The organism is Thermomonas brevis (assembly GCF_014395425.1).
GTDB classification, from domain to species: Bacteria; Pseudomonadota; Gammaproteobacteria; order Xanthomonadales; family Xanthomonadaceae; genus Thermomonas; species Thermomonas brevis.
Window position 1 is genome coordinate 3,009,038 of record NZ_CP060711.1, and the last position, 26,136, is coordinate 3,035,173.

Here is a 26,136-nt window from a genome sequence, read left to right on the forward strand (position 1 = left end):
GCTCAGTCCGTGGAAAGGAGGTTGTCGCGCACCTGCTCGAGCAGGCCGGTCAGCAGGGTACGCGTGGCGTCGTCCATGCCGTGCAACGCGCGTTCGCGCACGCGCCGGCCGCACTGGTCGACGTCGCCCCAGAGCTTGCGGCCGGCGTCGGTGAGGTGGATGTGCAGGGCGCGGCGGTCGCTGGGATCGGCCACGCGCACCAGCAGGCCGCGGGCTTCCAGCTTGTCCAGCAGGCGGGTCATCGCGCCGGGGTTGAGGTCGGCGGCGCGGGCGAGGTCGGTGACGCCGGCAGTGCCGGTGGCGAGCTTCTTGATCGCGATGAACTGGCTGAAGGTCAGGTCGTGGCCGGCGGCGGCCAGCTCCCGCTCCATCCGCGCCCACATGGCGTCGCGGACCTGGCGGAACAGCAGGCCCAGGGCGGAACCGCTGCAGGCTTCGGCGGGGGTGGCGTGTTCGTGCATGGGGCGGCATTTTGCTGGCCCATGCAATAGTTGTCAATGCAAATATTCAAGCTGCAAACGTATCCACAGCGTTCGCGCCGTGGAACGGTGGCAGGGGTTGAGGCGGGGCTCGGGGGATGAAATCGGGCGTCAGGCGGTGCGGTGCAGCACCAGCTCCAGCACGAACTTGCTGCCGAAGAAGGCCAGCACCAGCAGCGCCATCGCCGCCAGCGTCCAGCGCACCGCGATGGCGCCGCGCCAGCCGCGCCGCCAGCGGCCCAGCAGCAGCGCGCCGAACGCCAGCCAGGACAGCAGGCTGAGCACGGTCTTGTGCACCAGATGCTGGGCCAGCAGGTTCTCGACGAACAGCACGCCGGTCAGCAGGGTGGCGGTGAGCAGCACGAAGCCGACCGCAATGGTGCGGAACAGCAGGGTTTCCAGCTCGGTCAGCGGCGGCAGCGCGCGCAGCCATGCGTGGAATTCGCGCCGGCGCAGGGCGCGCTCCTGCAGCCACAGGAAGATCGCCAGCACCGCCGCCAGCGCCAGCGTGGCGTAGGCCAGCAGCGCCAGCCAGGCGTGCAGCAGCAAGCGCCAGTCCAGCGGTTCCGGCTGGGTGGCATGGCCGTACAGGCGGTAGGCCAGCAGGACGACGGCGGACAGCGGAAACACCACCACGCCCAGCGCGCGCATCCGCCCGCTGGCGCCGACCAGCGCGGTCAGGGCGGCCATGCCCAGCCCGACCAGCGACATCGCGGAGAAGAAGTGCAGGTCGGTGGCGCCGCTCTGGCGCCAGGCCAGGTAGTGGGTCAGCCCGTGCAGGAGCACGGCCGCATCGGCCGGCAGCAGCCAGCCGCGGCTGGCCGTGTCGCGGTCGGCGCGTTCGGACAGCACCAGCCAGCCGGCGGCGATCAGGTAGAGCGCGATGGCGAGGAAAGTGAGAGCCATTCGCGAAGTGTCGCAGTTTCCTTCTTCCCGCGCAGCGAGAGCGTGCCTGTTTTTCCTTCTCCCCGCCTGCGGGGAGAAGGTGCCGAAGGCGGATGAGGGGCCGCTTTCCACATCGACAACCCGCTTCCCCCGTCTTTCGTGGACGTGAAGCGGGGATTCATTCCGCCGAGCAGACCTCGGGCAGATCGGCGTAGCTGTTCCCGGCGCTGCCCTTGCCGCAGGCCGGGCACTCCGGATCGCGCCCCAGCGGGATGCGTTCGAACTGCATGCCGAGCGCATCGACGCAGAGCAGCGTCCCCAGCAGCGGCGCGCCGATGCCGAGCAGCAGCTTCAGCGTCTCGGTGGCCTGCAGCATGCCGACTAGGCCGGGCAGCACACCCAGCACGCCCGCTTCCGCGCAGTTCGGCGCGAGTTCGGGCGGCGGCGGCTGCGGGAACACGCAGCGATAGCAGCCGTGCGGCGTGTCCGGGCCCGGCCAGAACACGCTGGCCTGGCCGCGGAAGCGCTCGACCGCGCCGTAGACCAGCGGGAGATGCAGCCGCGCGCAGGCGTCGTTGGCGAGGTAGCGGGTGGAAAAATTGTCGCTGCCGTCCACCACCACGTCGTGCCCGGCCAGCAGCGGTTCGACGTTGCTGGCGGCCAGCCGGACCGGGCGTTCCTCGATGCGCAGGTCGGGGTTGAGCGCAAGCAGGCGGTCGCGCGCGGAGGCCACCTTGGGCCGGCCGATGTCGGCCTCGCTATGCAGCACCTGCCGCTGCAGGTTGCTGCGATCGACGTGGTCGTGGTCGATCAGGGTCAGCGTGCCGACGCCGGCGGCGGCGAGGTAAAGCGCCACCGGCGAACCGAGGCCGCCTGCGCCGATCAGCGCGACCCGCGCATCGCGCAGGCGTCGCTGCCCGGCCAGGCCGACGTCGGGCAGCAGCAGGTGGCGCGAATAGCGTTCGAGGAACCCGGGCGATTCCTGCGCTTCCGTCATCGGCAGCCCGGCCTGCGCCCACTGCCGGGTGCCGCCCGCGATCGACCAGACCCCGGCGTAGCCGAGCGCGCGCAGCCGCAGCACCGCATTGCGGGTGCGCACGCCGCTGGCGCAGATCAGTCCGGTTTCGACGCCGGGGTCCTCCAGCCAGCGGGCGGGATCGGCCAGCAACTGCGCGAGCCCGATGCCGACCGCACCTTCCGCCATGCCCGCCGCGCGCTCGCCGTCCCCGCGCACGTCCAGCAGCCGCACGCCGTCGCGCACGCGCCGCAGCGCGTCCTCCGGTTGCAGTTCCAGCGCGGGATCGGTCATGGCGAAATGCGACGGCGTCTCGATACGGAAGGATCGTAGCAGGGCGTTTCCGACCGGCGTCCTGCAACGCCATGGTGGCGGCGAAGCGGGAGACTTGCATGGACGCAGGTCAAGCGCAGTACCATGCGTGCGTCACACCTCCTTCGGGGTATCGCCATGCACGCATCGCACGCCATCCCGCTGCCCGAACGCAGCCCGCTGTGGAAGGTGTTCTGGCTGTACGGCGTCATCCCCAGCAACCTGGTGTGGCTGGCGGTGGCCTGGCTGGTGGATCACGGCCAGCTGCCGGGCGCGACGCTGGGCCTGCTGGTGTTCCTGCTCGGCTATACCGCCTGGATCGTCGCCGCGGTGTGGAAGGCCGCGCCGAAGGCGAAGGACCCGCGCTACGGCGTGATGGCGCAGGCGCTGACCGTGGTCTGGGCGCTCAACACCGTGCTGGTGGCGTTCTTCCTCGGCCTGCAGATGGTGCGGGCGATGGTGACGGGCTGAGCCGGCGAGCGTCGGTCAGCCGAACTGCAACGCATCCCCCTGGCGGTCGAAGGCGGCGAAGTCGCCGACACGGCCGTTGTTGATCGCATTGACCATGAAGCGCAGGGGCTGCGCCGCCTCGTCGGCGCTGGGCGCGACGCCGGCGCGGCCGGACAGGCTGCCCACGAACACGATGTCCCAAGCCTGGCCGGTGGTTTCGGATTCCGCGGCCAGCGCGTCGAAGCCGGCGATTTCGTCCGGCGCCTTGTCCACGCACAGGCAGGGCGAGATCGTGCCGCCCTCGCGCCGGTCGAAGCGCTCGCGCTGCGCATCCGTGGCGTGTTCCGGAAGCTCCACCCGCGCGAACACGAACAGCAGCCGCTGCGGCTCGGGCTGGCGTCGGGCTGCGTCGAGGAGATCGTGGAAGGTGGCGAGGTTCATGGTGATTCGCGGGCATGCGCTGCGGTGGGCGGCACGCTAGCACGGCGTCGCCAGGGCGCCTCTTGATCGCAATCAAGCGCGAAACGCGCGGCCGGCGCTAAGCTGTCGGCGCAACACCTCCAAGCCCTTCCGCCTGGGTGCGCCGCGGTCGCCGCGGCGGATATGGTGAAGGGGCCGTGGCGTCGGCTTCCGGGCCGCCGCCACTGGGCCGGACCGGAAACGGGCCGGCCTCCCTGCATCGGAATGGAGCCACAACATGTCCACCCTCGTCGACGGTTTCGGCCGCACGTTTCCCTACCTGCGCCTGTCCCTGACCGAGGCCTGCAATTTCCGTTGCAGTTACTGCCTGCCCGAAGGCTACCAGGCCGACGGCCGCCCGACCTTCCTCGCCCTCGACGAAATCCGCCGGCTGGTGCGCGCGTTCGTCGCGCTCGGCATGCGCAAGATTCGCCTGACCGGCGGCGAGCCGAGCTTGCGCAAGGACTTGCCAGAGATCATCGCGGCGGTGGCGGCGACGCCGGGCGTGCAGAAAATCGCCATCACCACCAACGGCTGCCTGCTGCCGCGCCACGTACGCATCTGGCGCGAGGCCGGCCTGACCGCGCTCAACGTCAGCGTGGACAGCCTCGACCCGGCGAGCTTCGCCGCGATCACCGGCCACGACCGCTTCGCCGAAGTGAGCGAGGGCCTGGAGATCGCGCAGACCCTGGGCTTCGACGCGGTCAAGCTCAACGCGGTGCTGTTGCGCGGCCTCAACGACGACGAACTGCCCGCGTGGTGCGACTACCTGCGCGAGCGCGACGTGAGCGTGCGCTTCATCGAACTGATGCGCACCGGCGACAACAAGGATTATTTCGAGCGCCACCACGTCCGCGCGGACGCGCTGGAAAAGCGGCTGCGCGACGCCGGCTGGCTGCTGCAGCCGCGCGCGGCGGACGCGGGGCCGGCGCGCGAATACGCGCATCCGCAGCATCGCGGGCGGATCGGCGTGATCGCGCCGTATTCCAAGGATTTCTGCGCCGGCTGCAACCGCCTGCGCGTGACCGCGCGCGGCGACCTGCGGCTGTGCCTGTTCGGCGAGTTCGGCGTCAGCCTGCGCCCGCTGCTGCAGTCGGACGACGACTTCGATGCGCTGGTGGCGCGCATCGCCATGCAACTCGGGCTGAAGGCGGCGGGGCACGGCCTGCACGAAGGCAATACCGGGATCACCCCGCATCTGGCCTCCATCGGTGGATAAGCACGACATGACGACGGAACCCAGCGCGGCCTTCCACATGGCCGACATCCGCGACAAACGCCCGACCCGCCGCCGCGCGGTGGCGGTGGGAGAACTGCTGGCCGGCCCGCTGGCCTACCCGATGATCGTGGAGCGCCGCCTGCCCAAGGGCGATGCGCTGATGATGGCCGAGGTGGCCGGCATGCAGGGCGCGAAGATGGCATCACAGCTGATGCCGCTATGCCATCCGCTGTCGCTGGAACTGGTGCGGGTGCGCTGCGAGCCGATCCCGGAGCGCCACGCCATCCGCGTCTATTGCGAATGCGCCACCGAGGCCCGCACCGGCGTGGAGATGGAGGCGCTGGCCGGCGTCAACGCTGCGCTGCTCACCCTGTACGACCTGACCAAGCCGGTGGAGCCGGTGCTGGCGATCGGCGGCATCCGCCTGCTGTTCAAGGAAGGCGGCAAGAAGGGGCTGTGGTTGCATCCCGACGGGATGCGCGAGGACGAGCGCGCGCATTACAAGCCGCGCGATCTGGCGCGCCTCGACGGCCTGCGCTGCGCCGTCATCACCCTCAGCGATCGTGCCAGCGACGGCGAATACGAAGACCGCTCCGGCCCGGAACTGGTGGACGGGCTGCGCAAGCTCGGCGCGGACGTGGCGAACATCGACATCCTGCCGGACGGCATCGAACCGCTGGCGCAGCGCCTGCGCGCGCTGTCGGCCGATGGCGTGCGTTTGTGCCTGTGCACCGGCGGCACCGGATTGTCGCCGCGCGACCTGACGCCGGAAGCGCTGCGCAGCGTCGCCGACCGGCGCGTCGATGGATTGGCGGAACTGCTCCGCAGCGAGAGCGCGAAGCACACGCCCTTGGCATGGTTGAGCCGCGCCGAAGCGGTGAAGGTCGGCGGCATGCTGGTGCTGGCATTGCCCGGCAGCCCGCGCGCGGCGCGGCAGGGCATGGACATCCTCGCGCCGCTGCTGGCGCATGCGCTGGCGATGATCGAAGGCGGGAAGCACGCATGATCGGCTACGACGAAGCGTTGGCGATCATCCAAACCGCCGCGCAACGCCTGCCGGCGCAGCGGCTCGCGCCGGAGCGGGGCTTGGTGCTGGCGGCGGACGTCATCAGCGGGGAGGATTTGCCGCCGTTCGATAATTCGGCGATGGATGGTTTCGCTTTGCGCGTGGGCGAGGCCGGCGTTGCCGCCGGCAGCGAGTTCGACGTGGCGGGCGCGCAGGCGGCCGGCGATGCGCAGGTGACGGCGACGCAGGGCGCGGCTTCAACTGGTGCATGGGAAATCATGACCGGTGCGCGCATTCCCGACGGATTGGACGCGGTGGTGCCGGTGGAGCAAACCGAAGTGCTGATGCGTGCAGCAGACGACCGCCCGCTGCGCATCCGCGTGCTGACCAACGTGCCGCAGGGCCAGCACGTGCGCCTGCACGGCGAGGACGTGGGGCGGGGCGTTTGCGTGCTCGCCGCCGGCACCCGGCTGGAAGCGCCGCAGCTGATGCTGCCGGCCGCGCTGGGCGTCTCCGAGGTGACGGCGCGGCGGCAGCCGCGGGTCGCCCTGCTCAACACCGGCCGCGAACTGGTGGATGACCCCGCGCAGCCATTGGCTTCCGGCGAAATCCGCAACAGCAACGGCCCCTATCTGGCCGCGCGCATCGCCGATGCCGGCGCGACGCTGGTTTGGCGCGAAACCGTCGGCGACGATGCCGATGCCTTCCTCGCCGCGCTCGAACGCGCGCTGGCGGCGGGCGCGGACGTGGTGCTCAGCACCGGCGCGGTGTCGATGGGACGCTACGATTTCGTCCCCGACGCGCTGCGCCGCCTCGGCGCGAGCTTCCACTTCCACAAGGTGCGTATCCGCCCCGGCAAGCCGCTGCTGTTCGCCACGCTGCCGGGCGGGCAATTGTTCTTCGGCCTGCCGGGCAACCCGGTGTCCGGCGCGGTCGGTCTGCGCTTCTTCGTCGAACCGGCGCTGCGCGCGATGACCGGGCTGCCGCCGGAGCGCCCGCTGCGCGCCCCGCTGGCCGCGCCCTATCGCAAGCGCCATGCGCTGCGCTTCCATCTCAAGGGGCGGCTGGCGGTGGACGCCGAGGGTCGCCTGCGTGCGCAGGTGCTGCACGGACAGGAATCGTTCCGCATCGCGCCGCTGGCGCAGGGCAATACGTGGATCGTCATCGATGAAGCAGCGCAGGATCTGGCGGAAGGTGCGCTGGTAAATGTGTATGGGCTCGGGCATCTGCTCGGTCTGCAACTGGATGGGTGTGAGGCATGAAGGTCGAAGTGAAACTGTTCGGTGCGTTCCGCGACCACCAGCCGGACGCGCGGGTCGCGCTGGAACTTGCCGAGGGCGCGACGGTCGCCGACCTGCGCCGTGCATTGGAGACCCATGCCGCCGCGCACTGGCCGGCGTTCAATCCGAAGCTGCTGGCGTATTCGGCCTTCGCCAGCGACAGGGCGGTGCTGCGCGAAGCCGATCCGATTCCAGCCGATGGCCAGATGGCGGTGCTGCCACCGGTGAGCGGAGGCTGACGTGAACGCAACGGAAGAAAGCAGGCATCACTGTGCTGTCGTCGATATCGCCGAGGGCAAGCTCGATCCGTCCGCCGCGCTGGAGTTCGTCTCCGATCCCGGCTTCGGCGGCATCGCGATGTTCGTCGGCCGCGTGCGCGATCTCAACCACGGGCGCGTGGTGACCGGCGTGAGCTACGACATGTTCGACGCGCTGGCGCTGAACGGCTTCGCCGACATCGCCGCGCGCTGCGATGCCGAGTTCGGCCCGAAGCTCAAGCTCTACATCGCCCATGCCAAGGGCCGCCTCGGCATCGGCGATCTGGCGGTGGTGGTGGCCGCCGGCACGCCGCACCGCGACGAGGCGTTCCGCGCCTGTCGGCAGGTGATCGAGGCGGTCAAGCACACCAGCCCGGTCTGGAAGCAGGAACACTACGAGGACGGCGACAGCGTGTGGAGCGAAGGCTGTTCGCTGTGCGGCCACGAACCCGAAGTCGCCCGGGACGCCCATGCCGGCCACGGTCACTGATCCGGCGTGGACGGGCGTGGTGCTGGCCGGCGGCCGGTCGAGCCGGATGGGCCGCGACAAGGCCGGCCTGCCCTGGCACGGCAAACCATTGCTGCATCACATGGCATACCTGTTGCGCGAAGCTGGCGCGTCGCATGTGGCGGTCAGCGGCGATTACCCGGAACTGGATGGCATTCCCGATACGGAGCGCGACCTTGGCCCGCTGGGCGGCATCGCCGGCGTGGCCGCTGCCTTGCCGGACGGGCCGCTGCTGATAGTGCCGGTGGACATGCCCATGATCGCTGCGCCGCTGCTCGCAACGCTGGCGACCAGCGACGCGCGCTGCGCCTGCTACCGCGACCACATGCTGCCGCTGCGCCTGCAACTGGACGCGCGCCTGCGCGACTGGCTGCCGGAGGCGCTGCGGCTCCCCCCCAACCGGCGCTCGCTGCGCGCCCTGCACGCGGCGCAGGACGGCGTCTTCCTGCCGCTGCCGGAACATGCCGCCGCACAACTCGACAATCTCAACACGCCCGAACAATGGCAGGAGGCGGCGCGATGAAAGTGCAGATGCAGGGCCAAAGCCTGCGGTTCCGCATCGACGAAGCGGAGCTGGCGGCATTGCAGGCGGGGCAGGCGGTGGACAACCTGACCCGCTTCCCCGGCGGCAGCCTGCGGCAGTCCGTCGTCCTCACCGATGCCGCCGAACCCATGCTGGAAGGCGGTGTGCGATTGCATCTGCCGCGTGCATTGCTGGAGCCCTATATGGCGCGCCTGCCGTGCCGGGACGGACTGACGATCCGCCTGCCGCTGGATGCCAATGGGGGCGATGAGGCAATCGAGATCGATTTCGAGGTGGACGTGCGCGACAGCGTGCGCAATCGCGGCGTGAGCAGGCGTTAGGCCGCTTTAAACAATATGGCAAACCCATACCTGTTATCCGGAGCTGCGCTGAGCGCGCTCGCGGCCCTACTACACCTCGGCTGCATCTTCTTTGGCCCACCTTGGTACCGCTTCTTCGGTGCAGGTGAGCGCATGGCTCAACTCTCTGCTGCCGGCCATATCGCCCCTACCCTCATCACGACGGGAATTGCTGCAGTGCTCGGCGTTTGGTCGCTCTACGCTCTGTCCGGCGCCGGCGTCATTCCAAGGCTCCCGCTTATTCGCACCGGGCTTTGCGTCATTACCGGCATTTACCTGCTGCGGGGTGTAGCAGGATTCGTCCTCGCAGCCGTTGCACCCGGTGAGCGCAGTGTGGCCTTCTGGTGCTGGAGTTCCCTGATTTGCCTTGGCATCGGCACGCTGTATCTTGTCGGTACTCGACAGGTCTGGCCCGAGCTTTCTCGCGGCGCGGCCTAACAATTCAATCAAGTCGAGACCGCTTCGCGGTCCGACTTATTTCAGGCGTTAGCTCACAACTCATCCCTCTCCCCACGCAGCGGGGAGAGGGGGCCGAAGGAGGGTGAGGGGCGCTCTTCGCGCAGAGCACGCCCCTCATCCGCCCTTCGGGCTGTCTCCCCGTGAACGGGGAGAAGGGAGTTCATGCGGGATGTCGGGTGCTTCGTGCCTCGCCAGCGCGGGACTTGATCTGAGTCAAGCGGCAGTCGGCCGCCGGCACAGGATTTGATTCCGATCAAATTGGGGAAGGGGCCGCGCGCCCATGCTGCCGCCATCGCGATAGCGCTGCGCCCAGCGGCGCGCCCATCGCCCAGCGGCTTCTCCCTGTACAGGCAAATCCCCATGAGCGCCCAACTGGCCAACAAGCCACGCAGCGTCGGTTTCCTGATCCACGATTGGCATCCGGAGGACGCCGCGTTCTGGGCGAAGACCGGCAACCGCATCGCCAACCGCAACCTGGCGATCTCGATCCCGGCGCTGCTGCTGGCGTTCGCGATCTGGCAGATGTTCTCTGCCGTCACCGTCAGCCTGCCGCAGGTGGGCTTCCAGTTCGACACCAACCAACTGTTCTGGCTGGCGGCGTTGCCCGCGCTGTCCGGGGCGACGTTGCGCATCTTCTACTCGTTCGTGGTGCCGCTGTTCGGCGGCCGGCGCTGGACGGCAATCGCGACAGCCTCGCTGCTGATCCCGGCGGTCTGGCTGGGCTTCGCGGTGCAGGACACGACGACGCCGTACTGGCACTTCGTCGCCATCGCCATCCTCTGCGGCTTCGGCGGCGGCAACTTCGCCTCGTCGATGTCCAACATCTCGTTCTTCTATCCGAAGGCGAAGCAGGGCTTCGCACTGGGGATGAACGCGGGGCTGGGCAACCTCGGCGTGTCGGCCACCCAGTTCGTGATTCCGCTGGTCATCACCTTCGGGCTGTTCGGCGCGGTCGCCGGCGCGCCGCAGCTGACCGCCGAGGGCAAGCAGCTGTTCCTGCAAAATGCGGGCTTCGTGTGGGTGCCGTTCCTGCTGGTCTGCGCGGTGGCCGCGTGGTTCGGCATGCACGACTTGGCCGCCGCGCGCTCCTCGTTCGCCGAGCAGGCGGTGATCTTCAAGCGCAAGCACAACTGGCTGATGTGCTGGCTGTACATCGGCACGTTCGGGTCGTTCATCGGCTTCTCGGCCGGCTTCCCGATGCTCATCAAGACGCAGTTCCCGGACGTGAACCCGATGGCCTACGCCTTCCTCGGGCCGCTGGTTGGCGCGCTGATGCGTTCGGTGGGCGGCTGGCTGTCGGACAAGCTGGGCGGCGCGCTGCTGACCTTCTGGGTGTTCGCGCTGATGATCGTCGGCGTGTTCGCGGTGCTGCATTTCCTGCCGGAGCACGGGCAGGGCGGCAATTTCCACGGCTTCCTCGGCAGCTTCATGGCGCTGTTCGTGCTCAGCGGCATCGGCAACGCCTCGACGTTCCGCATGATCCCGGTGATCTTCCGCACCCTGCACGAGCGCTGGTCGGCCAATGCCGACGCGGACGGCAAGGCGGCGGCGACGCGGCAGGCCGGCATCGAATCGGCGGCGGTGATCGGGTTCAGTTCGGCCATCGGCGCCTACGGCGGCTTCTTCATTCCCAAGAGCTACGGCTCGTCCATCGCATGGACGGGCGGGCCGGCGTTGGCGCTGTACGGCTTCGTCGTGTTCTACGCGACGTGTCTGGCGGTGACGTGGTGGTGGTACTTCCGGCGCGGTGCGGAGACGCCGTGCTGAGCTTCGACGAGGCAATCGCGGCGGCCATTCCCGCCATCAGCCAGATGCGTGCGCGCGGATCGCGAACGCCAGCCAAGAGGGTGTTTCCATGAGTTATTTCCTTGACCGCCTGCAGTTCTTCAAGCGCAACCCGGAGACGTTCGCGGACGGCCACGGCTTCACCAAGACCGAGAGCCGCGATTGGGAGAACAGCTACCGCGCGCGCTGGCAGTACGACAAGATCGTGCGCTCCACGCATGGCGTGAACTGCACCGGCTCGTGCAGCTGGAAGATCTACGTAAAGAACGGCTTGGTGACCTGGGAAACCCAGCAGACCGACTACCCGCGCACGCGGCCCGACCTGCCCAACCACGAGCCGCGCGGTTGCCCGCGCGGTGCCAGCTATTCCTGGTACCTGTACAGCGCCAACCGGCTGAAGTACCCGCTGGTGCGCGGCGCGCTGCTGCGGATGTGGCGGCAGGCGCGCAAGACGATGAGTCCGGTGGACGCATGGGCCAGCATCGTCGAAGACCCGGCGAAGGCGAAGGACTACAAGTCGCGGCGCGGCATGGGCGGCTTCGCGCGGGTGCGCTGGGACGAGGCGAACGAGATGATCGCCGCGTCCAACCTCTACACCGTGAAAACCTACGGCCCCGACCGCGTGATCGGCTTCTCGCCGATCCCGGCGATGTCGATGGTGTCCTATGCGTCCGGCGCGCGTTATCTGTCGCTGCTGGGCGGCGTGTGCCTGTCGTTCTACGACTGGTACTGCGACCTGCCGCCGGCCTCGCCGCAGATATGGGGCGAGCAGACCGACGTGCCGGAATCGGCGGATTGGTACAACAGCCGCTACATCATCGCGTGGGGCAGCAACGTCCCGCAGACGCGTACGCCGGACGCGCATTTCTTCACCGAGGCGCGCTACAACGGCACCAAGACGGTGGCGATCACCCCGGACTATTCCGAAGTCGCCAAGCTCACCGACCACTGGCTGCATCCCAAGCAGGGCACCGACGCCGCGCTGGCGTTCGCGTTCGGCCATGTGATCCTGAAGGAGTTCCACGTCGATGCACCGTCGCAGTACTTCACCGACTACTGCCGGCAGTACACCGACATGCCGTTGCTGGTGCGGCTGGAGCAGCGCGACGACGGGCGCATCGTGCCGGAGCGGTTCCTGCGCGCGTCCGATCTCGGCGGGCTGGGCGAGGCCAACAATCCCGAGTGGAAGACGCTGGCGTTCGACGAGCACACCGATGCGATCAGCATTCCCAACGGTTCAGTCGGTTTCCGCTGGGGGGAGAAAGGGCGCTGGAACATCGAGGAGAAGGACAGCGAAGGCCGCGAGACGCGCCTGCGGTTGTCCCTCAAGGACGGCTTCGATGCCATCGCGGCGGTGAGCTTCCCGTACTTCGGCGGCGTCGAGCACGAGAAGTGGACGGCATCGAAGTTCGAAGATGTGCTGGAGCGCAACATCCCCGTGCGCAAGCTGCAGCTCGCCGACGGCAAGGAATGGATGGTCGCCACCGTCTATGACCTGCTGCTGGCGCAGTACGGCGTGGATCGCGGCTTCGGCGGCGGCAACGTGGCGTCGAGCTTCGACGACAACGTGCCGGGTACGCCCGCATGGCAGGAAACGATCACCGGCGTGCCGCGTCTGGACGTGATCGAGATCGCGCGCGAGTTCGCCCGCACCGCCGACAAGACCCGTGGCCGCAGCATGATCATCGTCGGCGCGGCGATGAACCACTGGTACCACAACGACATGAACTACCGCGGCCTCATCAACATGCTGATGATGTGCGGCTGCGTGGGCCAGACGGGCGGCGGCTGGGCGCATTACGTGGGGCAGGAGAAGCTGCGCCCGCAGACCGGCTGGCAGCCGCTGGCGTTCGGGCTGGACTGGAGCCGCCCGCCGCGGCACATGAACGGCACGTCATTCTTCTATTTCAACTCAAGCCAGTACCGCTACGAAAAGCTGGACGTGAAGGAAATCCTGTCGCCGCTGGCCGACGCCTCGAAATACGGCGGCAGCATGGCCGACTTCAACCTGCGCGCGGTGCGGATGGGCTGGCTGCCGAGCGCGCCGCAGCTCGACCGCAATCCGTTCGAGGTGGTGCGCGAGGCGGAGAAGGCGGGCGTCGCCCCGGTCGATTACGCGGTGGCGCAGATGAAGTCCGGCGCGCTGGATTTCGCCTTCGCCGACCCGGACGCGCCGAAGAACTACCCGCGCAACCTGTTCATCTGGCGCTCCAACCTGCTCGGTTCCTCGGGCAAGGGCCACGAATACATGCTGCGCCACCTGCTCGGCACCCGCCACGGCGTGCAGGGCAAGGACTTGGGCGAGCGCGGCGCGACCAAACCCGACGAAGTGAAATGGCGCGACGAAGCGCCGGAAGGCAAGCTCGACCTGCTGGTCACGCTGGACTTCCGCATGTGCACCACCGCGCTGTACAGCGACATCGTGCTGCCCACCGCGACGTGGTACGAGAAGAACGACCTCAACACTTCCGACATGCACCCGTTCATCCATCCGCTGTCGAAGGCGGTGGATCCGGCGTGGGAAGCGCGCAGCGATTGGGACATCTTCAAGGGCATCGCCAAGACCGTCAGCGACATGGCCCCCGGCGTGCTGGAAGTGGAAAAGGATCTAGTGCTGGTGCCGACGCTGCACGACACGCCCAACGAACTGGCGATGCCGTTCGGCGTGGCCGACTGGAAGAAGGGCGAGTGCGAGCCGATCCCCGGCAAGACCATGCCCTCGATGGTGGTGGTGGAGCGCGATTACCGCGACATCTACAAGAAGTTCACCTCGCTCGGCCCGCTGCTGGACAAGCTCGGCAACGGCGGCAAGGGCATGCAGTGGGATACCAAGGACGAGGTGAAGTTCCTCGGCGATCTCAACCTGCGCGTGCGCGAGGAAGGCGTCAGCCACGGCCGGCCCAACATCGACACTGCCATCGACGCCGCCGAAGTCATCATGCACCTCGCGCCGGAAACCAACGGCCACGTGGCGGTGAAGGCGTGGGAATCGCTGGGTACGTTCACCGGCCGCGACCACACCCATCTGGCGGTCGGCAAGGAACACGAGGCGATCCGCTTCCGCGATATTCAAGCGCAGCCGCGCAAGATCATTTCCTCGCCGATCTGGTCGGGGCTGGAGGACGAGCACGTCAGCTACAACGCCGGCTACACCAACGTCCACGAGCTGATCCCGTGGCGCACGCTGACCGGCCGCCAGCAGTTCTATCAGGATCACGAATGGATGCTGGCCTTCGGCGAAGGCTTCATGCAGTACCGCCCGCCGGTGGACACCAAGACCATCGCGCCGATCCTCGGCAAGAAGCCGAACGGCCACAAGGAGATCGTGCTGAACTGGATCACCCCGCACCAGAAGTGGGGCATCCACAGCACCTATTCCGACAATCTGCTGATGCAGACGCTGTCGCGCGGCGGGCCCATCGTGTGGCTGTCCGAGGACGACGCGCGCGACGCCGGGATCGAGGACAACGACTGGATCGAGCTGTTCAACGTCAACGGCGCAATCGCCGCGCGCGCGGTGGTCAGCCAGCGGATGATGCCGGGCATCGCGATGATGTACCACGCGCAGGAACGCATCATCAACACGCCCGGCAGCGAGATCACCGGCACGCGCGGCGGCATCCACAACTCGGTGACGCGCGTGGTGCTCAAGCCCACCCACATGATCGGCGGCTATGCGCAGTACGCCTACGGCTTCAACTACTACGGCACCGTCGGCACCAACCGCGACGAGCTGGTGGTGGTGCGCAAGATGGACAAGGTCGATTGGCTGGACGGTGAGCCCGTGCCTGCCGCCAGCGCGCAGGAGGTGGCGTGATGAAAGTGCGTGCGCAAATCGCGATGGTGCTGAACCTCGACAAGTGCATCGGCTGCCACACCTGCTCGATCACCTGCAAGAACGTGTGGACGTCGCGCGAGGGCGTGGAATACGCGTGGTTCAACAACGTCGAAACCAAGCCCGGCGTGGGCTATCCCAAGGAATGGGAAAATCAGGACAAGTGGAACGGCGGCTGGGTGCGCAGCGCGTCCGGCAAGCTGGTGCCGCGCGCCGGCGGGCGCTGGCGGATGCTGTCGAAGATTTTCGCCAACCCCGACCTGCCGCAGATCGACGACTACTACGAGCCGTTCGATTTCGACTACCAGCACCTGCATCAGGCCCCGGACGGCAAGCATCAGCCGACCGCGCGCCCGCGCTCGCTGATCACCGGCCAGCGCATGCAGAAGATCCACTGGGGGCCGAACTGGGAGGAAATCCTCGGCACCGAGTTCGCCAAGCGGGCGAAGGACAAGAACTTCGACAACGTGCAGAAGGAAATCTACGGCGCGTTCGAGAAGACCTTCATGATGTACCTGCCGCGCCTGTGCGAGCACTGCCTCAATCCGGCCTGCGTCTCGGCCTGTCCGTCCGGCGCGATCTACAAGCGCGAGGAGGACGGCATCGTCCTGATCGATCAGGACAAGTGCCGGGGCTGGCGCATGTGCGTGTCGGCCTGTCCGTACAAGAAGATCTACTACAACTGGAAGTCGGGCAAATCCGAGAAGTGCATCTTCTGCTACCCGCGCATCGAGATGGGCGAGCCGACGGTGTGTTCGGAAACCTGCGTGGGCCGCATCCGCTATCTCGGCGTGCTGCTGTACGACGCCGACCGCATCCAGGAAGCGGCATCGACGCCGGCAGAGAAAGACCTGTATCAGGCCCACCTCGACATCTTCCTCGATCCGTTTGATCCGGCGGTGATCGAAGCCGCGCGCAAGGAAGGCATCCCCGACAGCTGGCTGGACGCGGCCAAGCAGTCGCCGACCTACAAGCTCGCCATCGACTGGAAGCTGGCGCTGCCGCTGCACCCGGAATACCGCACGCTGCCGATGGTCTGGTACGTGCCGCCGCTGTCGCCGATCCAGTCCGCCGCCGAGCGCGGCCGCGTCGGCATGAACGGCGAGCTGCCGGACGTGGGCTCGCTGCGCATCCCCGTGCGCTACCTCGCCAACATGCTGACGGCGGGCGACGAAGCGCCGGTGGTGCGCGCGCTGGAACGGATGATGGCGATGCGCGCGTGGCGGCGTTCGCTGAACGTCGACGGCGTCGAGGATCTGGCGGTGCTGAAGCAGGCCGGGCTGACCGTGGCGCAGGCCGAGGACATGTACCGCTATCTGGCGATCGCCAATTACGAGGACCGCTTCGTGATCCCCAGCGCGCACCGCGAATACGCCAACGACGCCTTCGGCGAGCGCGGCGGCTGCGGCTTCAGCTGGGGCAACGGTTGCAGCGGCGATTCGCCGGCCGACCTGTTCGGCCAGCGCAAGACCACCACCTATGCGGTGCATCCGAACCGGCAGGAAGCGCCGCTGGAGGTGGTCGAATGAGCCTGCTCAAACTGGTCGGCGTGCTGCTGGACTATCCGCAGGACGCGCTGTGGCAGCACGGCGAGGAATTGCTGGAAGCGGCCAACGATCCGGGCCTGCCGTTGCCGCGCCGGCAGGCGCTGGTGCAGCTCGTGCGCGAGCTGCTGGACACCGACGCGCTGGACGCGCAGGAGCGCTGGCTGATGCTGTTCGACCGCGGCCGCTCGATGAGCCTGCTGCTGTTCGAGCACATCCACGGCGAATCGCGCGACCGCGGGCAGGCGATGGTCGATCTGGTCGAGGCCTATCGGAAAAACGGCTTCGAGCTGAGCGCCAAGGAACTGCCGGACTACCTGCCGCTGCTGCTGGAATACCTCAGCCAGCGTCCGCAGGCCGAAGCCCGCGACTGGCTGCGCCACGTCAGCCACATCATCGGCCTGCTGGCCGCGCGCGCAGGCGAGCGCAGCAGCCCCTACGCGGTGCTGCTGGAACTGCTGGTCGAATACGCCGAAGGCCGGCTCGAACTCGACGCCTTGCGCAAGCGCGCCAGCGAAGAACCGCGCGACGACACGCCGGAAGCGATGGATCGGCTGTGGGAGGAGGAAGCGGTGCGCTTCGGTGCGGAAGCGCCGGGCGAGGACTGCACGCCGCCCACCCGCATGCCCGCCCGCACGTCCACGCCGCCCGCCGCCGCCCGACAGGTGCAGCCATGAACTACCTCAATACCTTCGCGTTCCAGTTCTATCCCTACATCGCGCTGGCGGTGTTCCTGATCGGCAGCTGGGTGCGCTTCGACAAGTCGATGTACACTTGGCGCACCGGTTCCAGCCAACTGCTGTCCGACAAGGGCATGCGCATCGGCAGCAACCTGTTCCACCTCGGCATCCTCGCCATCCTCGGCGGCCACCTGGTCGGCCTGCTGACGCCGCACGCGCTGTACGAGCAGTTCATCACCGCGCCGCAGAAGCAGCTGCTGGCGATGGTGGCCGGCGGCGTATTCGGCGCGGTCTGCCTGGTCGGCATCGTCATCCTGACCGTGCGCCGGCTGTCCAACCCGCGCGTGCGCGCCACCGGCACCGCCGGCGACACCGTGATCCTGCTGCTGCTGTTCGCGCAGTTGCTGCTGGGCCTGTACACCATCGTGGCGTCCACCCACCACATGGACGGCGGCGTGATGATGGCGCTGGCCGAATGGGCGCAGCACATCGTCACCTTCCGCGGCGGCGCGGCGGAGTTCGTGGTGGGCGTGCACTGGGTGTACAAGGCGCACATCTTCCTCGGCCTGACGCTGATCCTGCTCACGCCGTTCACCCGCCTGGTGCACGTGTGGAGCATCCCGCTCGGCTACCTGTGGCGGCCGTACCAGGTGGTGCGTCGCCGCCAGCCGACCCTGCGCTACGGGCCGAGGAGCTGAGTCATGGGGGCCAGCAAGCCACGCCTGCGCGAACTGCCGATCACCGTCATCGATTCGGGGAAACCGGCCGCGCAGGAAGCCAGCGAGCACCAGCACGACCATGCCGATGATGGCCCGCGCACGCTGGGCCAGCCGGCGCCGGCCTTCCTGTTCGTCGGCGATGTCGCGATCAGCGAGGCCGAGATCGCCCGCGAGATGCAGTTCCATCGCGCGATGACGCCGGAGAAATCGCGCGCCGATGCCGCCCGCGCGCTGGTGGTGCGCGAGCTGCTGCGGTGCGAAGTGGCGCGGCTGGGGCTGCAAGCCGCCGTGCAGGCGCAGGCCGGCGAGCCTGAGGAAGAAGCCTGCATCCGCGCGCTGCTGGAGCGCGAGGTGGACAACCGGGTGCCGTCCGAGGACGACTGCCGGCGCTACTTCGAGCAGAACCCGGAGCGCTTCCACGCGCCGGATCGCATCCGCGTGCGCCACATCCTGCTGGGCGCGGCGGCCGATGACGTGACGGGCCGTTTCAACGCGCGCGAACAGGCGGAAAAACTCGTTGCCGAACTGAAGGCGCAGCCGCACCTGTTCGCCGACTTCGCGCTGCGCCATTCCGATTGCCCCTCGAAGGAGGCAGGCGGCGACCTCGGCTGGCTGGAACGCGGCCAGACCGTGCCGGAGTTCGACCGGCAGGTGTTCCGCCTGCGCGAAGGACTGGCGGCATTCCCGGTGGAGTCGCGCTGGGGCTATCACGTGGTTTGCGTGGACGCGCTGGAAAGCGGCGAACGGCTTGCGTTCGATCAAGTCCACCAGCGGATCTCCGACTACCTTGAACTACAGGTTCGGCAACGCGAACTCCAGCAGTACCTGCACGGGTTGCAGGAACGCTTCGAGGTTCGCGGGCTGGACGCCATCGAGGCCGAAGCGGCCTGACGCCCGAGCGGGCGCGCCGACGGCCACAGGTTTCCCAAGACTGGAAGCACGTCCATGCAGGACATTTCACACATCAGCCCGGCCCGCCAGCAGCGGGCGCTATGGCTCAGTACCTTCGCCTTCACCACCTGCTTCGCGGTGTGGATGATCTTTTCGATCATCGGCATCCAGATCAAGCAGCAGCTTTCGCTCAATGACACCGAGTTCGGGTTGCTGATCGCGACGCCGGTCTTGAGCGGCTCGCTGCTGCGCATCTTCCTCGGCGTCTGGGCCGATCAGATCGGCGGGCGCAAGGTGCTGACCGGGGTGATGCTGGCCGGCGCGGGCGCGACGTGGCTGCTGACGCATGCGCACACCTATCCGCAGTTCCTGCTGGCGGCGCTGGGCGTGGGCATCGCCGGCAGTTCGTTCTCGGTCGGCGTGGCCTACGTGTCGAAGTGGTATCCGCCGGAGAAGCAGGGCACCGCGCTGGGCATCTTCGGCGCGGGCAATATCGGTTCCGCCGTCACCAAGCTGCTCGCGCCGATGGTGATGGTGGCTGCCGGCTGGACGATGGTTGCCAAGGTCTGGGCAGTGGGGCTGGCGGTGGTGGCGGTGCTGTATTTCCTGCTCTCGCAGGAAGACCCGTCGCTGGAGCAGCGCCGCAAGGCCGGGGTCAAGCCGATGCCGTTCCGCGAGCAGATGGCGCCGCTGAAGAACCTGCAGGTGTGGCGCTTCGCGCTGTACTACTTCTTCGTGTTCGGCGGCTTCGTCGCGCTGGCGCTGTGGCTGCCGCGCTACCTGATCGGCGCCTACGGCATGGACGTGAAGACCGCCGGCGTGCTGGCCGCCTGCTATTCGATCCCGGCCAGCCTGTTCCGCGTGGTCGGCGGCTGGCTGTCGGACAAGTGGGGCGCGCGCCGGGTGATGTACTGGACGTTCGGCGTCTCGGTGGTCTGCTGCTTCCTGCTGGCCTACCCGGACACGCGCTACATCGTGGCGGGCATCAATGGCGACATCGTGTTCCACCTCGCCATCGGCATCGTGCCGTTCACCGTGCTGGTGTTCGTGCTGGGCTTCTTCATGTCGCTGGGCAAGGCGGCGGTGTACAAGCACATCCCGGTCTATTACCCGCAGTACGTGGGCTCGGTGGGCGGCGTGGTCGGCATGATCGGCGGGCTGGGCGGCTTCCTGCTGCCGATCGCCTTCGGCGCGCTCAACGACCTGACCGGTGTGTGGACGAGCTGCTTCATGCTGCTGTTCGTGGTCGTGGCCAGCGCGCTGGCGTGGATGCACTTCGCCATCCGCCGCATGGAGCGCCGCCGCTTCCCGCAGATCGACCGCGAAACCGACCTGCCGGAAATCATCGACGCGCAGGCTGTGCGCGGATGAGCCGGAAGACCACTTCGACCCGGCAGCCGCGCAAGCGCGGCTGCCGCACCCGGACGACGAGGCTGCGTTCCGTGGCCTCGACGATTGCCGTCGTCGCCGTCGCCAGGGCCAAGCGCCGCTTCCTTTCCCTATGACCTGAATCCGCGGGCGTGAGAGCGCCCGATGACTGATGGAAATCGCTATATACATGAGTGCATATCGAAGCGAGTCCGCGGCGCGCAGGCCGTGCCGGGCCCGCTTCGCCGCCGCTGCGCGCTGACCTAGCCGCCCCCGACCACCACTGCCTTCGCGCACATGTCCCGCCGTCCCTGCGACGGGCGGGCTGGACACCTGCGTCCTTTTTTTCCAAGCCAGAGAGAGTTCCACGCCATGAGCAATCGACTTCACCCCCTGCCTCTTCCCCGGATCGCCGCGCTTGCGTCGGCGCTGGGCATCGTGCTGGCCGCGACCATGCCGGCGCGCGCCGCCGACGACGGCAAGGCCAAGACCCTCGACGCGGTGGTGGTCACCGCCTCGCGCTTCGAGCAGAAGTTGACCGCCGCGCCGGCCAGCATTTCCATCGTCACCAGCGAGGAAATCGCGCAGCGTCCCTATGCCAGCCTGACCGACATCCTGCGCGACATCGAAGGCGTCGATGTCGATATGGAGGGCAGCAACGACAAGAACGGCATGGGCTACGTCAGCATGCGCGGGATGCCGGCCGACTACACGCTGGTGCTGGTGGACGGACGCCGGCAGAGCAACATCGGCGACATCTATCCGAACTACTACGGCAGCGGCCAGTCCGGCTTCATACCGCCGGTGGACGCGATCGAGCGGGTCGAAGTGGTGCGCGGGCCGATGTCCACGCTGTACGGCTCTGACGCGATGGGCGGCGTGATCAACATCATCACCCGCAAGTCGTTCGACGCCTGGAGCGGCTCGGTAGCGTATTCGCACACCTTCCAGCAGGAAGACCGCTTCGGCGACAACGACAAGCTCGACCTGTACCTGACCGGGCCGCTGCTCAAGGATCGGCTGGGGCTGACCCTGCGCGCGGGCGGCTACGACCGCGACGCGGCCAGCCGCAAGCTGCCGGCGCTGCCGTTGCCGTCGCCGCCGAATCCGGCCGGCAGCGTCTGGGATCGCACGATCAGCGAAGGCCGTTCCAGCGCGGCGGCGACCAATTGGAACGCGGGCCTGCGGCTGTCGTTCACGCCCAACGTCGACCACGACTTCCTGCTCGACTACGACACCTCCAAGCAGGACTACGACAATTCCGGCACCCAGGACACCCTGGCCAGCCTGTGGCGGGTGGGCAACAACACGATTCCCAACCCGGCCTACGACCCCGCGAAGCCGGAGAGTTCCGCCAATCCCAAGACCATCACCCGCCGCACCGTGATGCCGCGCGGCGGCTATGCCACCAAGCAGCGCTACGAGCGCGACCAGCTGGCGCTCACCCACATCGGGCGCTGGTCGTTCGGCACCACCACCACCAGCCTGATGCACAACACCAACCGCAACCTCGGTCGCACCATGCCGCTGATGGTGGACGAGCGGCTGGTGCTGCAGGACCTGTGGAACGCGGCCTGCGTGGCCGGCGGCGCCGCGCCGTATTGCGCCGGCGCGAAGATGGACAAGCTCACCCCGGCGCAGCGCGCGCAGCTGGAAGCGTTCCTGCCGCGACCGCTGCGCACGCTGGAGATCCGTTCGTGGGTGCTGGACACGATGCTGGACATGCAGATCGGCGACCACAAGCTCGCCGTCGGCGGGCAGTACCAGGACGCGCAGATGGAGGACAGCGTGTTCGGCATGTACGGCGACGGCTTCGTCGCCGGCACCTACCAGCCGCACCGGCAATGGGCGGTGTTCGCCGAGGACAATTGGCAATTGGTCGATGGCCTGACCTTCACCTACGGGCTGCGCTACGACCACCACAACATGTTCGGCCAGCACCTGAGCCCGCGCGGCTACCTGGTGTGGAATCCCGGCGAGCGCTGGACGCTGAAGGGCGGCGTCAGCACCGGTTACAAGACGCCCAAGCCCAACCAGTTGTTCGAGGGCATCAACGGCTTCTGGGGACAGGGTGACACGCCGGTGGTGGGCAATCCGCAGCTGACGCCGGAGACCAGCACCAACTTCGAGCTGGCCGCCTATTACGACAATCAGGATGGCTTCAACGCCAACGCCACGGTGTTCCTCAACCGCTTCAAGGACAAGATCGCCACCGCCGACACCGTGCGCAACTGCGAGATCGCCGCGCCTGGCGAGCACTGCGTGGAGATCGGCGCGGGCTGGGCCGATCTCGGTTTCCTGATCTTCAATCAGGACGTGAACGTGGATCGGGCGCAGTCGCACGGCGTCGAGCTGGCGGCGCAGTGGCAGCCGTCCGCGCGTTGGTCGCTGCGTGGCAACTACACCTACACCGTGTCGGAGAACAAGACCGGCGCGTCGAAGGGGTTGCCGATCGCCGGACTGGTGACGTCCTCGACCTCGACACCCGCCCGCCACATGGCCAACGCCAGCCTGGAATGGAAGGCCAGCGAGCGCATCAGTCTGTCGCTGACCGCCGAGGGCCGCTACCACCGCTATCGCGGCGTCAGCGCCACCACCGGCGAGCACCTGTACTACGCCGACCACACCCTGCTGCATCTGGGCGGCAACTGGCGCATCACCGACCGGCTCAGCTTCAGCGCGCGGATCAACAACCTGCTGGATCAGGACTACACCAGCCAGACCTGCGAGCTGACGGTGGCGCAAAACGCCTACAGCTGCGTCGATGACTACCTAGTCAAGGATCAGCGCCGCAGTCTGTGGACGTCGCTGGTCTATCGTTTCTGATCCGGCGAACGGCGGCGGCCCGTGGATGCCGGGCTGCCGTCGCGTCGTTGCAGGCAGCCGAAGGGACGGTGCCGGCGCCGGCATCGTCCTTTCCGCCGCGGGTGGAAGGCATGCGTGATGTAAGCTGAAATGCCTTCCATCCCGCACAGATCGCATGGCCGATGCCGCCGTCCTCGAACCCTTGATCGACCTGCGCGGCGCGGGCACCAGCCTGACCCCGCAGCGGGCGAAACTGCTGCATGCGCTGGATGCGCACGGTTCGATCAGCGCGGCCGCGCGCGCGGTCGGCATGAGCTACAAAGGGGCATGGGATGCCATCGCCGCGCTCAATGTATTCGTTGGCGAACCGCTGGTCAGCGCGGAAACCGGCGGCAGCGGCGGTGGCGGCGCGCGCCTGACCGAGATGGGCCGGCGCGTGCTGGCCTTCCATCAGGCGCTGACCGCGCTGCAACAGCGGCTGCTGGCGGGGCAGGGCGAATCTGCCAGCGCCGGCAACCTCGACCAACTGCTCAAGAGGCTGGGAAATCTCATGCTCAGAACCAGTGCGCGCAATCAGTACGAAGGCACCGTGCAGGCCATCCAGCGCGGCGCGGTGAACAGCGAGGTGATCCTCGATCTCGACGGCGGCGACCGACTGGTCGCCATCATCACCAACCGCAGCGTCGATGACCTCGGCCTGCGCGAAGGCGGCAGCGCGATCGCGCTGGTCAAATCCTCGTTCGTGGTGCTGGGCGAGCCGGGCGTGCGCACCAGCGCGCGCAATGCACTGGCCGGCACGGTGCTGTCCTGTCAGGAAGGCGCGGTCAACGCCGAGGTGGAACTGCAGCTGGGCGGCGGGCGGCGGATGGTCGCCACCGTCACCAACGAAAGCGTCAAGGAACTCGGTATCCATGCAGGCATGCCGATGCTGGCGCTGATCAAATCCTCGCACGTGATCCTGGCGGTTGCGGTCTGACCGATCCGCCGCGCGGCATCAGTCCCGCGCCGTTTCCCAGCGGATGAAGGCCCAGCGCCGCGGCAGCATCCGCAGCGGTGGCTGGCGCTCGTGCCAGCGCCGCAGTCGTGCCTGTTGGTCGGCATCCAGCGGGCCCAGCGCACGCACCGTTCGCCGCAGCAGGTCGTCGAACTCAGTGACGAGTGCCGCGCCGCCGCCGTCCAGATAGTCCACGCGCGGCTGGAGGCCCATGCCGTGCAGGAGGTTGAGGACGTAGAGGTGATCCGGCGGCGGCGGACGCCGGTGTTCCAGCGCCTGCACGATGTCCAAGGGAACACCGTAGCCGCCGGTGCGGTGGGTCAGGTAGACGCGCCTGCGCGCCTTCGCATGCAGCTTGGCGAGCGCGTCGGCCATGTCCGCCACGTGCATCGAGCGCGAGGCGATGGCGATGTCGCAGGCCGGGATCGCGCTCCAGTCGTCTTCCCAGGCGCACAGGCGGGCGTCGATGTTGTCCGCGCCCTGTGCGTGCGCATCGGCGCGCAGCGCGTCCAGCATCGCCGGGCTGTAGTCCAGCGCGACGATCCGGCGCAGCCGCGCCGCCAGCGGCAGGCACAGCGCGCCGTTGCCGCAGCCGACGTCGAGCAGGCTGTCGCAGTCGGTCAGATCCATCCGGGCGATGAAGGCGTCGGCGTAGCCGCCGTGGGTCAGGCGCTTGCCCGCCTGCGCGGCGCGCGCGTCCCAGTCGTCCGCGCGCATCGGCGTGCGTCCGGCGGCGGCCATGTGCTCGCGGTAGAGGCGGGCGAAGTCGATGCCGGCGAGAGTCATGCGGCGCACGCCGGGCAGGGCGGCCGTTCGATTTCCGGGCGGGCCAATCCGGCGAACCACGCCTGCAGCGCTTCGATGCGCGGCGGCAGTTCCGCGCCGATGCCGCCGGTGAAGTCGCGCCACGCTTCCAAGTAGCGCGGGTTGAGCACGATCAGCAGCGGCACCGGCTCGGCCATCAGCGCCAGCATCTCCGCCGCCAGTCCGCGGCCGGATGCTTCCAGCGTGCCGAAGCGGTTGGCCAGCACCAAGTCCGCGCCTTCGGCCAGCGCCCGCCGCAGCACCGCGCTGGCGGCGGCTACGCCGGCCGGGTCGAGGCTGCAGCCGCAGGCGCCGGGGCCGAGCGGCTGGGAGATGTCGTAGCGCGCGTCGGCATCGTCCAGATCCAGCAGCAGCATCTGTTTTTCCTGACCGGGCGCGCGCGGCGGCTGTACCAGCCCACGCACCCGCCAGCCCGTCGCGCGCAGGTCGGTGGCGAAGCGGATCAGCAGGGCGTCGGTGTCCTCGCCGTCGTCGTGGATGACGGCGGCCATCGGCGGCGAGGGCGGGACGATTCGGAGGGAAGCGGACATGGTGGCCCCGGCGTGGTCAGGCGGCGCGGGTCGGCAGGCGCAGGGTGACGCGCTGCACGGTCTTGCCGAAGAAGTGGTAGCCCGAGCCGCCCTCGGCCAGCAATTCCAGCAGCTCGTCGATGGCGAGCACGCGGGTGCCGCCGACGATGGCGACGCCGCGCCGCGCGTAGGGTTCCGGAATCAGCGTGGCGGTCGGGCCGATCACCGCCGCGCGCGCGCCGGGGCGCAGCAGCTTGAGCAATCCGTCCAGACTGCCGTTGAGCAGGGTGGTGCCGGTGGTCACCAGCACGTCGGCCTGCGGCACCACCTGCGGCGCGCGGTCGGCGGGCTGGTAGTACGGCAGTTCGTCGGGCTTGAGCGTGCTGGGATCCATCTCCAGCACGTGGAAGGGCTGGCCGTGCTTGCGCAGGAAGCGCATATAGGGCGGGAACGCGCCGACCAGCGCGACCTGTTCGCCCGGCTGCAGGCCGATCGCGTCGAAGGCGTCGCCATCGCCGTCGAGCGCGGAGGCCGGCGCGCCGTCGCGCTGCCACAGCGTTTCCACCAGCGCGTTGAGCACGGCAATTGCCAGCGCGCGGCGCAGGTCTTGCGGGCGATACAGATCGTCTAGCAACTGCGTCGCCAAGCGGCCGCGAATCTTGCCGGGCACCGGCATCGCCCGCGCCGAGCTGGGGCAGCAGACCGCCTCGGGCACGCTCTTGACCGGGGTGGCGCACAGGCCGCCCGCGCCGTTGTCCAGCTTGACGCCGGTGAAGAAGATGCCGAGCACGGCGCGTTCGATGTGCAGGCTGTGGGCGTCGTCGCCGAGGCGCTGCAGCACGGTGTCGTGCAGTTCACGCAGCAGCGTGGGCGCAGGGGAATCGGGAAGGGGGGGAACGGCGTTCATCGGAAGTGTCTCCAGTCCGGGCCGCTGCGCGCCGGCAAGCGGCGCGCGACGGCTGCGCGCGCA

At 68.3% G+C, this 26,136-nt stretch carries 25 protein-coding genes and 1 riboswitch; of the genes, 18 read left to right on the forward strand and 7 right to left on the reverse strand.

Annotated features, from left to right (window positions below; genetic code table 11):
* Window positions 1–2: 2 nt before the first annotated feature.
* From H9L17_RS13940 to moeB, 3 genes are all read right to left on the reverse strand, one after another.
* On the reverse strand, window positions 3–461 hold the full coding sequence (locus H9L17_RS13940) for a MarR family winged helix-turn-helix transcriptional regulator (protein ID WP_187570014.1): 459 nt from the start codon (window positions 459–461) through the stop codon (window positions 3–5).
* Between the two features lie 129 nt (window positions 462–590).
* Window positions 591–1,385, reverse strand: a complete 795-nt coding sequence (locus H9L17_RS13945; RefSeq protein ID WP_187570015.1) for a cytochrome C assembly family protein — start codon at window positions 1,383–1,385, stop codon at window positions 591–593.
* A 157-nt stretch (window positions 1,386–1,542) separates the two neighbouring features.
* The gene (moeB, locus tag H9L17_RS13950; protein ID WP_187570016.1) at window positions 1,543–2,673 is read right to left on the reverse strand and encodes a molybdopterin-synthase adenylyltransferase MoeB; all 1,131 of its coding nucleotides are present in this window, start codon (window positions 2,671–2,673) and stop codon (window positions 1,543–1,545) included.
* A gap of 156 nt (window positions 2,674–2,829) precedes the next feature.
* On the opposite strand from moeB, the gene H9L17_RS13955 reads away from it, so the two are divergent.
* Window positions 2,830–3,162: a hypothetical protein gene (locus H9L17_RS13955; protein ID WP_187570017.1), complete on the forward strand. Its 333-nt coding sequence runs from the start codon at window positions 2,830–2,832 to the stop codon at window positions 3,160–3,162.
* Window positions 3,163–3,177: 15 nt separating this feature from the next.
* Here the strand turns inward: H9L17_RS13955 and H9L17_RS13960 are convergent, their stop codons facing one another.
* Window positions 3,178–3,582: a ribonucleotide reductase subunit alpha gene (locus H9L17_RS13960; protein ID WP_187570018.1), complete on the reverse strand. Its 405-nt coding sequence runs from the start codon at window positions 3,580–3,582 to the stop codon at window positions 3,178–3,180.
* A 105-nt stretch (window positions 3,583–3,687) separates the two neighbouring features.
* Window positions 3,688–3,847, forward strand: a riboswitch (molybdenum cofactor riboswitch).
* Here H9L17_RS13960 and moaA point away from each other — a divergent pair.
* From moaA to H9L17_RS14045, 17 genes are all read left to right on the forward strand, one after another.
* On the forward strand, window positions 3,839–4,819 hold the full coding sequence (gene moaA, locus H9L17_RS13965) for a GTP 3',8-cyclase MoaA (RefSeq protein WP_187570019.1): 981 nt from the start codon (window positions 3,839–3,841) through the stop codon (window positions 4,817–4,819). It overlaps the preceding riboswitch by 9 nt.
* 7 nt (window positions 4,820–4,826) lie before the next feature.
* Complete coding sequence (moaCB, locus tag H9L17_RS13970) at window positions 4,827–5,825, forward strand: bifunctional molybdenum cofactor biosynthesis protein MoaC/MoaB (RefSeq protein WP_187570020.1); 999 nt, start codon at window positions 4,827–4,829, stop codon at window positions 5,823–5,825.
* On the forward strand, window positions 5,822–7,087 hold the full coding sequence (locus H9L17_RS13975; protein ID WP_187570021.1) for a molybdopterin molybdotransferase MoeA: 1,266 nt from the start codon (window positions 5,822–5,824) through the stop codon (window positions 7,085–7,087). The genes moaCB and H9L17_RS13975 overlap by 4 nt, the downstream gene beginning before the upstream one ends.
* Entirely contained in the window at window positions 7,084–7,344 is a 261-nt protein-coding gene (locus tag H9L17_RS13980) for a MoaD/ThiS family protein (protein ID WP_187570022.1), read from the forward strand. Before H9L17_RS13975 ends, H9L17_RS13980 begins: the two co-directional genes overlap by 4 nt.
* A gap of 1 nt (window position 7,345) precedes the next feature.
* Entirely contained in the window at window positions 7,346–7,852 is a 507-nt protein-coding gene (locus H9L17_RS13985) for a molybdenum cofactor biosynthesis protein MoaE (RefSeq protein WP_187570023.1), read from the forward strand.
* Window positions 7,833–8,393, forward strand: coding sequence for a molybdenum cofactor guanylyltransferase (gene mobA / locus H9L17_RS13990; RefSeq protein WP_187570024.1), 561 nt, complete (start codon window positions 7,833–7,835; stop codon window positions 8,391–8,393). The genes H9L17_RS13985 and mobA overlap by 20 nt, the downstream gene beginning before the upstream one ends.
* A complete protein-coding gene (locus H9L17_RS13995; RefSeq protein ID WP_187570025.1) occupies window positions 8,390–8,734 on the forward strand; it encodes a DUF7009 family protein in 345 nt (114 codons plus the stop codon). The genes mobA and H9L17_RS13995 overlap by 4 nt, the downstream gene beginning before the upstream one ends.
* Window positions 8,735–8,866: 132 nt before the next feature.
* On the forward strand, window positions 8,867–9,190 hold the full coding sequence (locus H9L17_RS14000; RefSeq protein WP_343044051.1) for a hypothetical protein: 324 nt from the start codon (window positions 8,867–8,869) through the stop codon (window positions 9,188–9,190).
* 381 nt (window positions 9,191–9,571) lie between these two features.
* Entirely contained in the window at window positions 9,572–10,978 is a 1,407-nt protein-coding gene (locus tag H9L17_RS14005) for a NarK family nitrate/nitrite MFS transporter (protein WP_187570027.1), read from the forward strand.
* Window positions 10,979–11,066: 88 nt separating this feature from the next.
* Window positions 11,067–14,813, forward strand: coding sequence for a nitrate reductase subunit alpha (locus H9L17_RS14010; protein ID WP_187570028.1), 3,747 nt, complete (start codon window positions 11,067–11,069; stop codon window positions 14,811–14,813).
* The gene (gene narH, locus H9L17_RS14015) at window positions 14,813–16,360 is read left to right on the forward strand and encodes a nitrate reductase subunit beta (RefSeq protein ID WP_187570029.1); all 1,548 of its coding nucleotides are present in this window, start codon (window positions 14,813–14,815) and stop codon (window positions 16,358–16,360) included. The genes H9L17_RS14010 and narH overlap by 1 nt, the downstream gene beginning before the upstream one ends.
* Window positions 16,357–17,052: a nitrate reductase molybdenum cofactor assembly chaperone gene (gene narJ / locus H9L17_RS14020; protein WP_187570030.1), complete on the forward strand. Its 696-nt coding sequence runs from the start codon at window positions 16,357–16,359 to the stop codon at window positions 17,050–17,052. The genes narH and narJ overlap by 4 nt, the downstream gene beginning before the upstream one ends.
* Window positions 17,049–17,753 (forward strand): respiratory nitrate reductase subunit gamma, encoded by a 705-nt coding sequence (gene narI, locus H9L17_RS14025; RefSeq protein WP_187570031.1) that lies wholly within the window; start codon window positions 17,049–17,051, stop codon window positions 17,751–17,753. The genes narJ and narI overlap by 4 nt, the downstream gene beginning before the upstream one ends.
* A gap of 3 nt (window positions 17,754–17,756) precedes the next feature.
* Complete coding sequence (locus tag H9L17_RS14030) at window positions 17,757–18,665, forward strand: peptidylprolyl isomerase (protein ID WP_187570032.1); 909 nt, start codon at window positions 17,757–17,759, stop codon at window positions 18,663–18,665.
* Window positions 18,666–18,719: 54 nt separating this feature from the next.
* Complete coding sequence (locus H9L17_RS14035; RefSeq protein WP_187570033.1) at window positions 18,720–20,036, forward strand: MFS transporter; 1,317 nt, start codon at window positions 18,720–18,722, stop codon at window positions 20,034–20,036.
* Between the two features lie 369 nt (window positions 20,037–20,405).
* Entirely contained in the window at window positions 20,406–22,859 is a 2,454-nt protein-coding gene (locus H9L17_RS14040) for a TonB-dependent receptor domain-containing protein (protein WP_187570034.1), read from the forward strand.
* A gap of 154 nt (window positions 22,860–23,013) precedes the next feature.
* The gene (locus tag H9L17_RS14045) at window positions 23,014–23,814 is read left to right on the forward strand and encodes a TOBE domain-containing protein (protein ID WP_187570035.1); all 801 of its coding nucleotides are present in this window, start codon (window positions 23,014–23,016) and stop codon (window positions 23,812–23,814) included.
* An 18-nt stretch (window positions 23,815–23,832) separates the two neighbouring features.
* Here H9L17_RS14045 and H9L17_RS14050 read toward each other — a convergent pair whose 3' ends face one another.
* From H9L17_RS14050 to H9L17_RS14060, 3 genes are read right to left on the reverse strand one after another with little or no spacing between them, the layout of a single operon-like run.
* A complete protein-coding gene (locus tag H9L17_RS14050) occupies window positions 23,833–24,618 on the reverse strand; it encodes a class I SAM-dependent methyltransferase (RefSeq protein ID WP_187570036.1) in 786 nt (261 codons plus the stop codon).
* Window positions 24,615–25,187, reverse strand: coding sequence for a DUF2478 domain-containing protein (locus H9L17_RS14055; protein WP_187570037.1), 573 nt, complete (start codon window positions 25,185–25,187; stop codon window positions 24,615–24,617). The genes H9L17_RS14050 and H9L17_RS14055 overlap by 4 nt, the downstream gene beginning before the upstream one ends.
* A gap of 16 nt (window positions 25,188–25,203) precedes the next feature.
* Window positions 25,204–26,073 carry a DUF364 domain-containing protein gene (locus H9L17_RS14060; RefSeq protein WP_187570038.1) on the reverse strand — a complete coding sequence of 290 codons (870 nt, stop codon included), beginning with the start codon at window positions 26,071–26,073 and terminating at the stop codon, window positions 25,204–25,206.
* Between the last annotated feature and the right edge of the window lie 63 nt (window positions 26,074–26,136).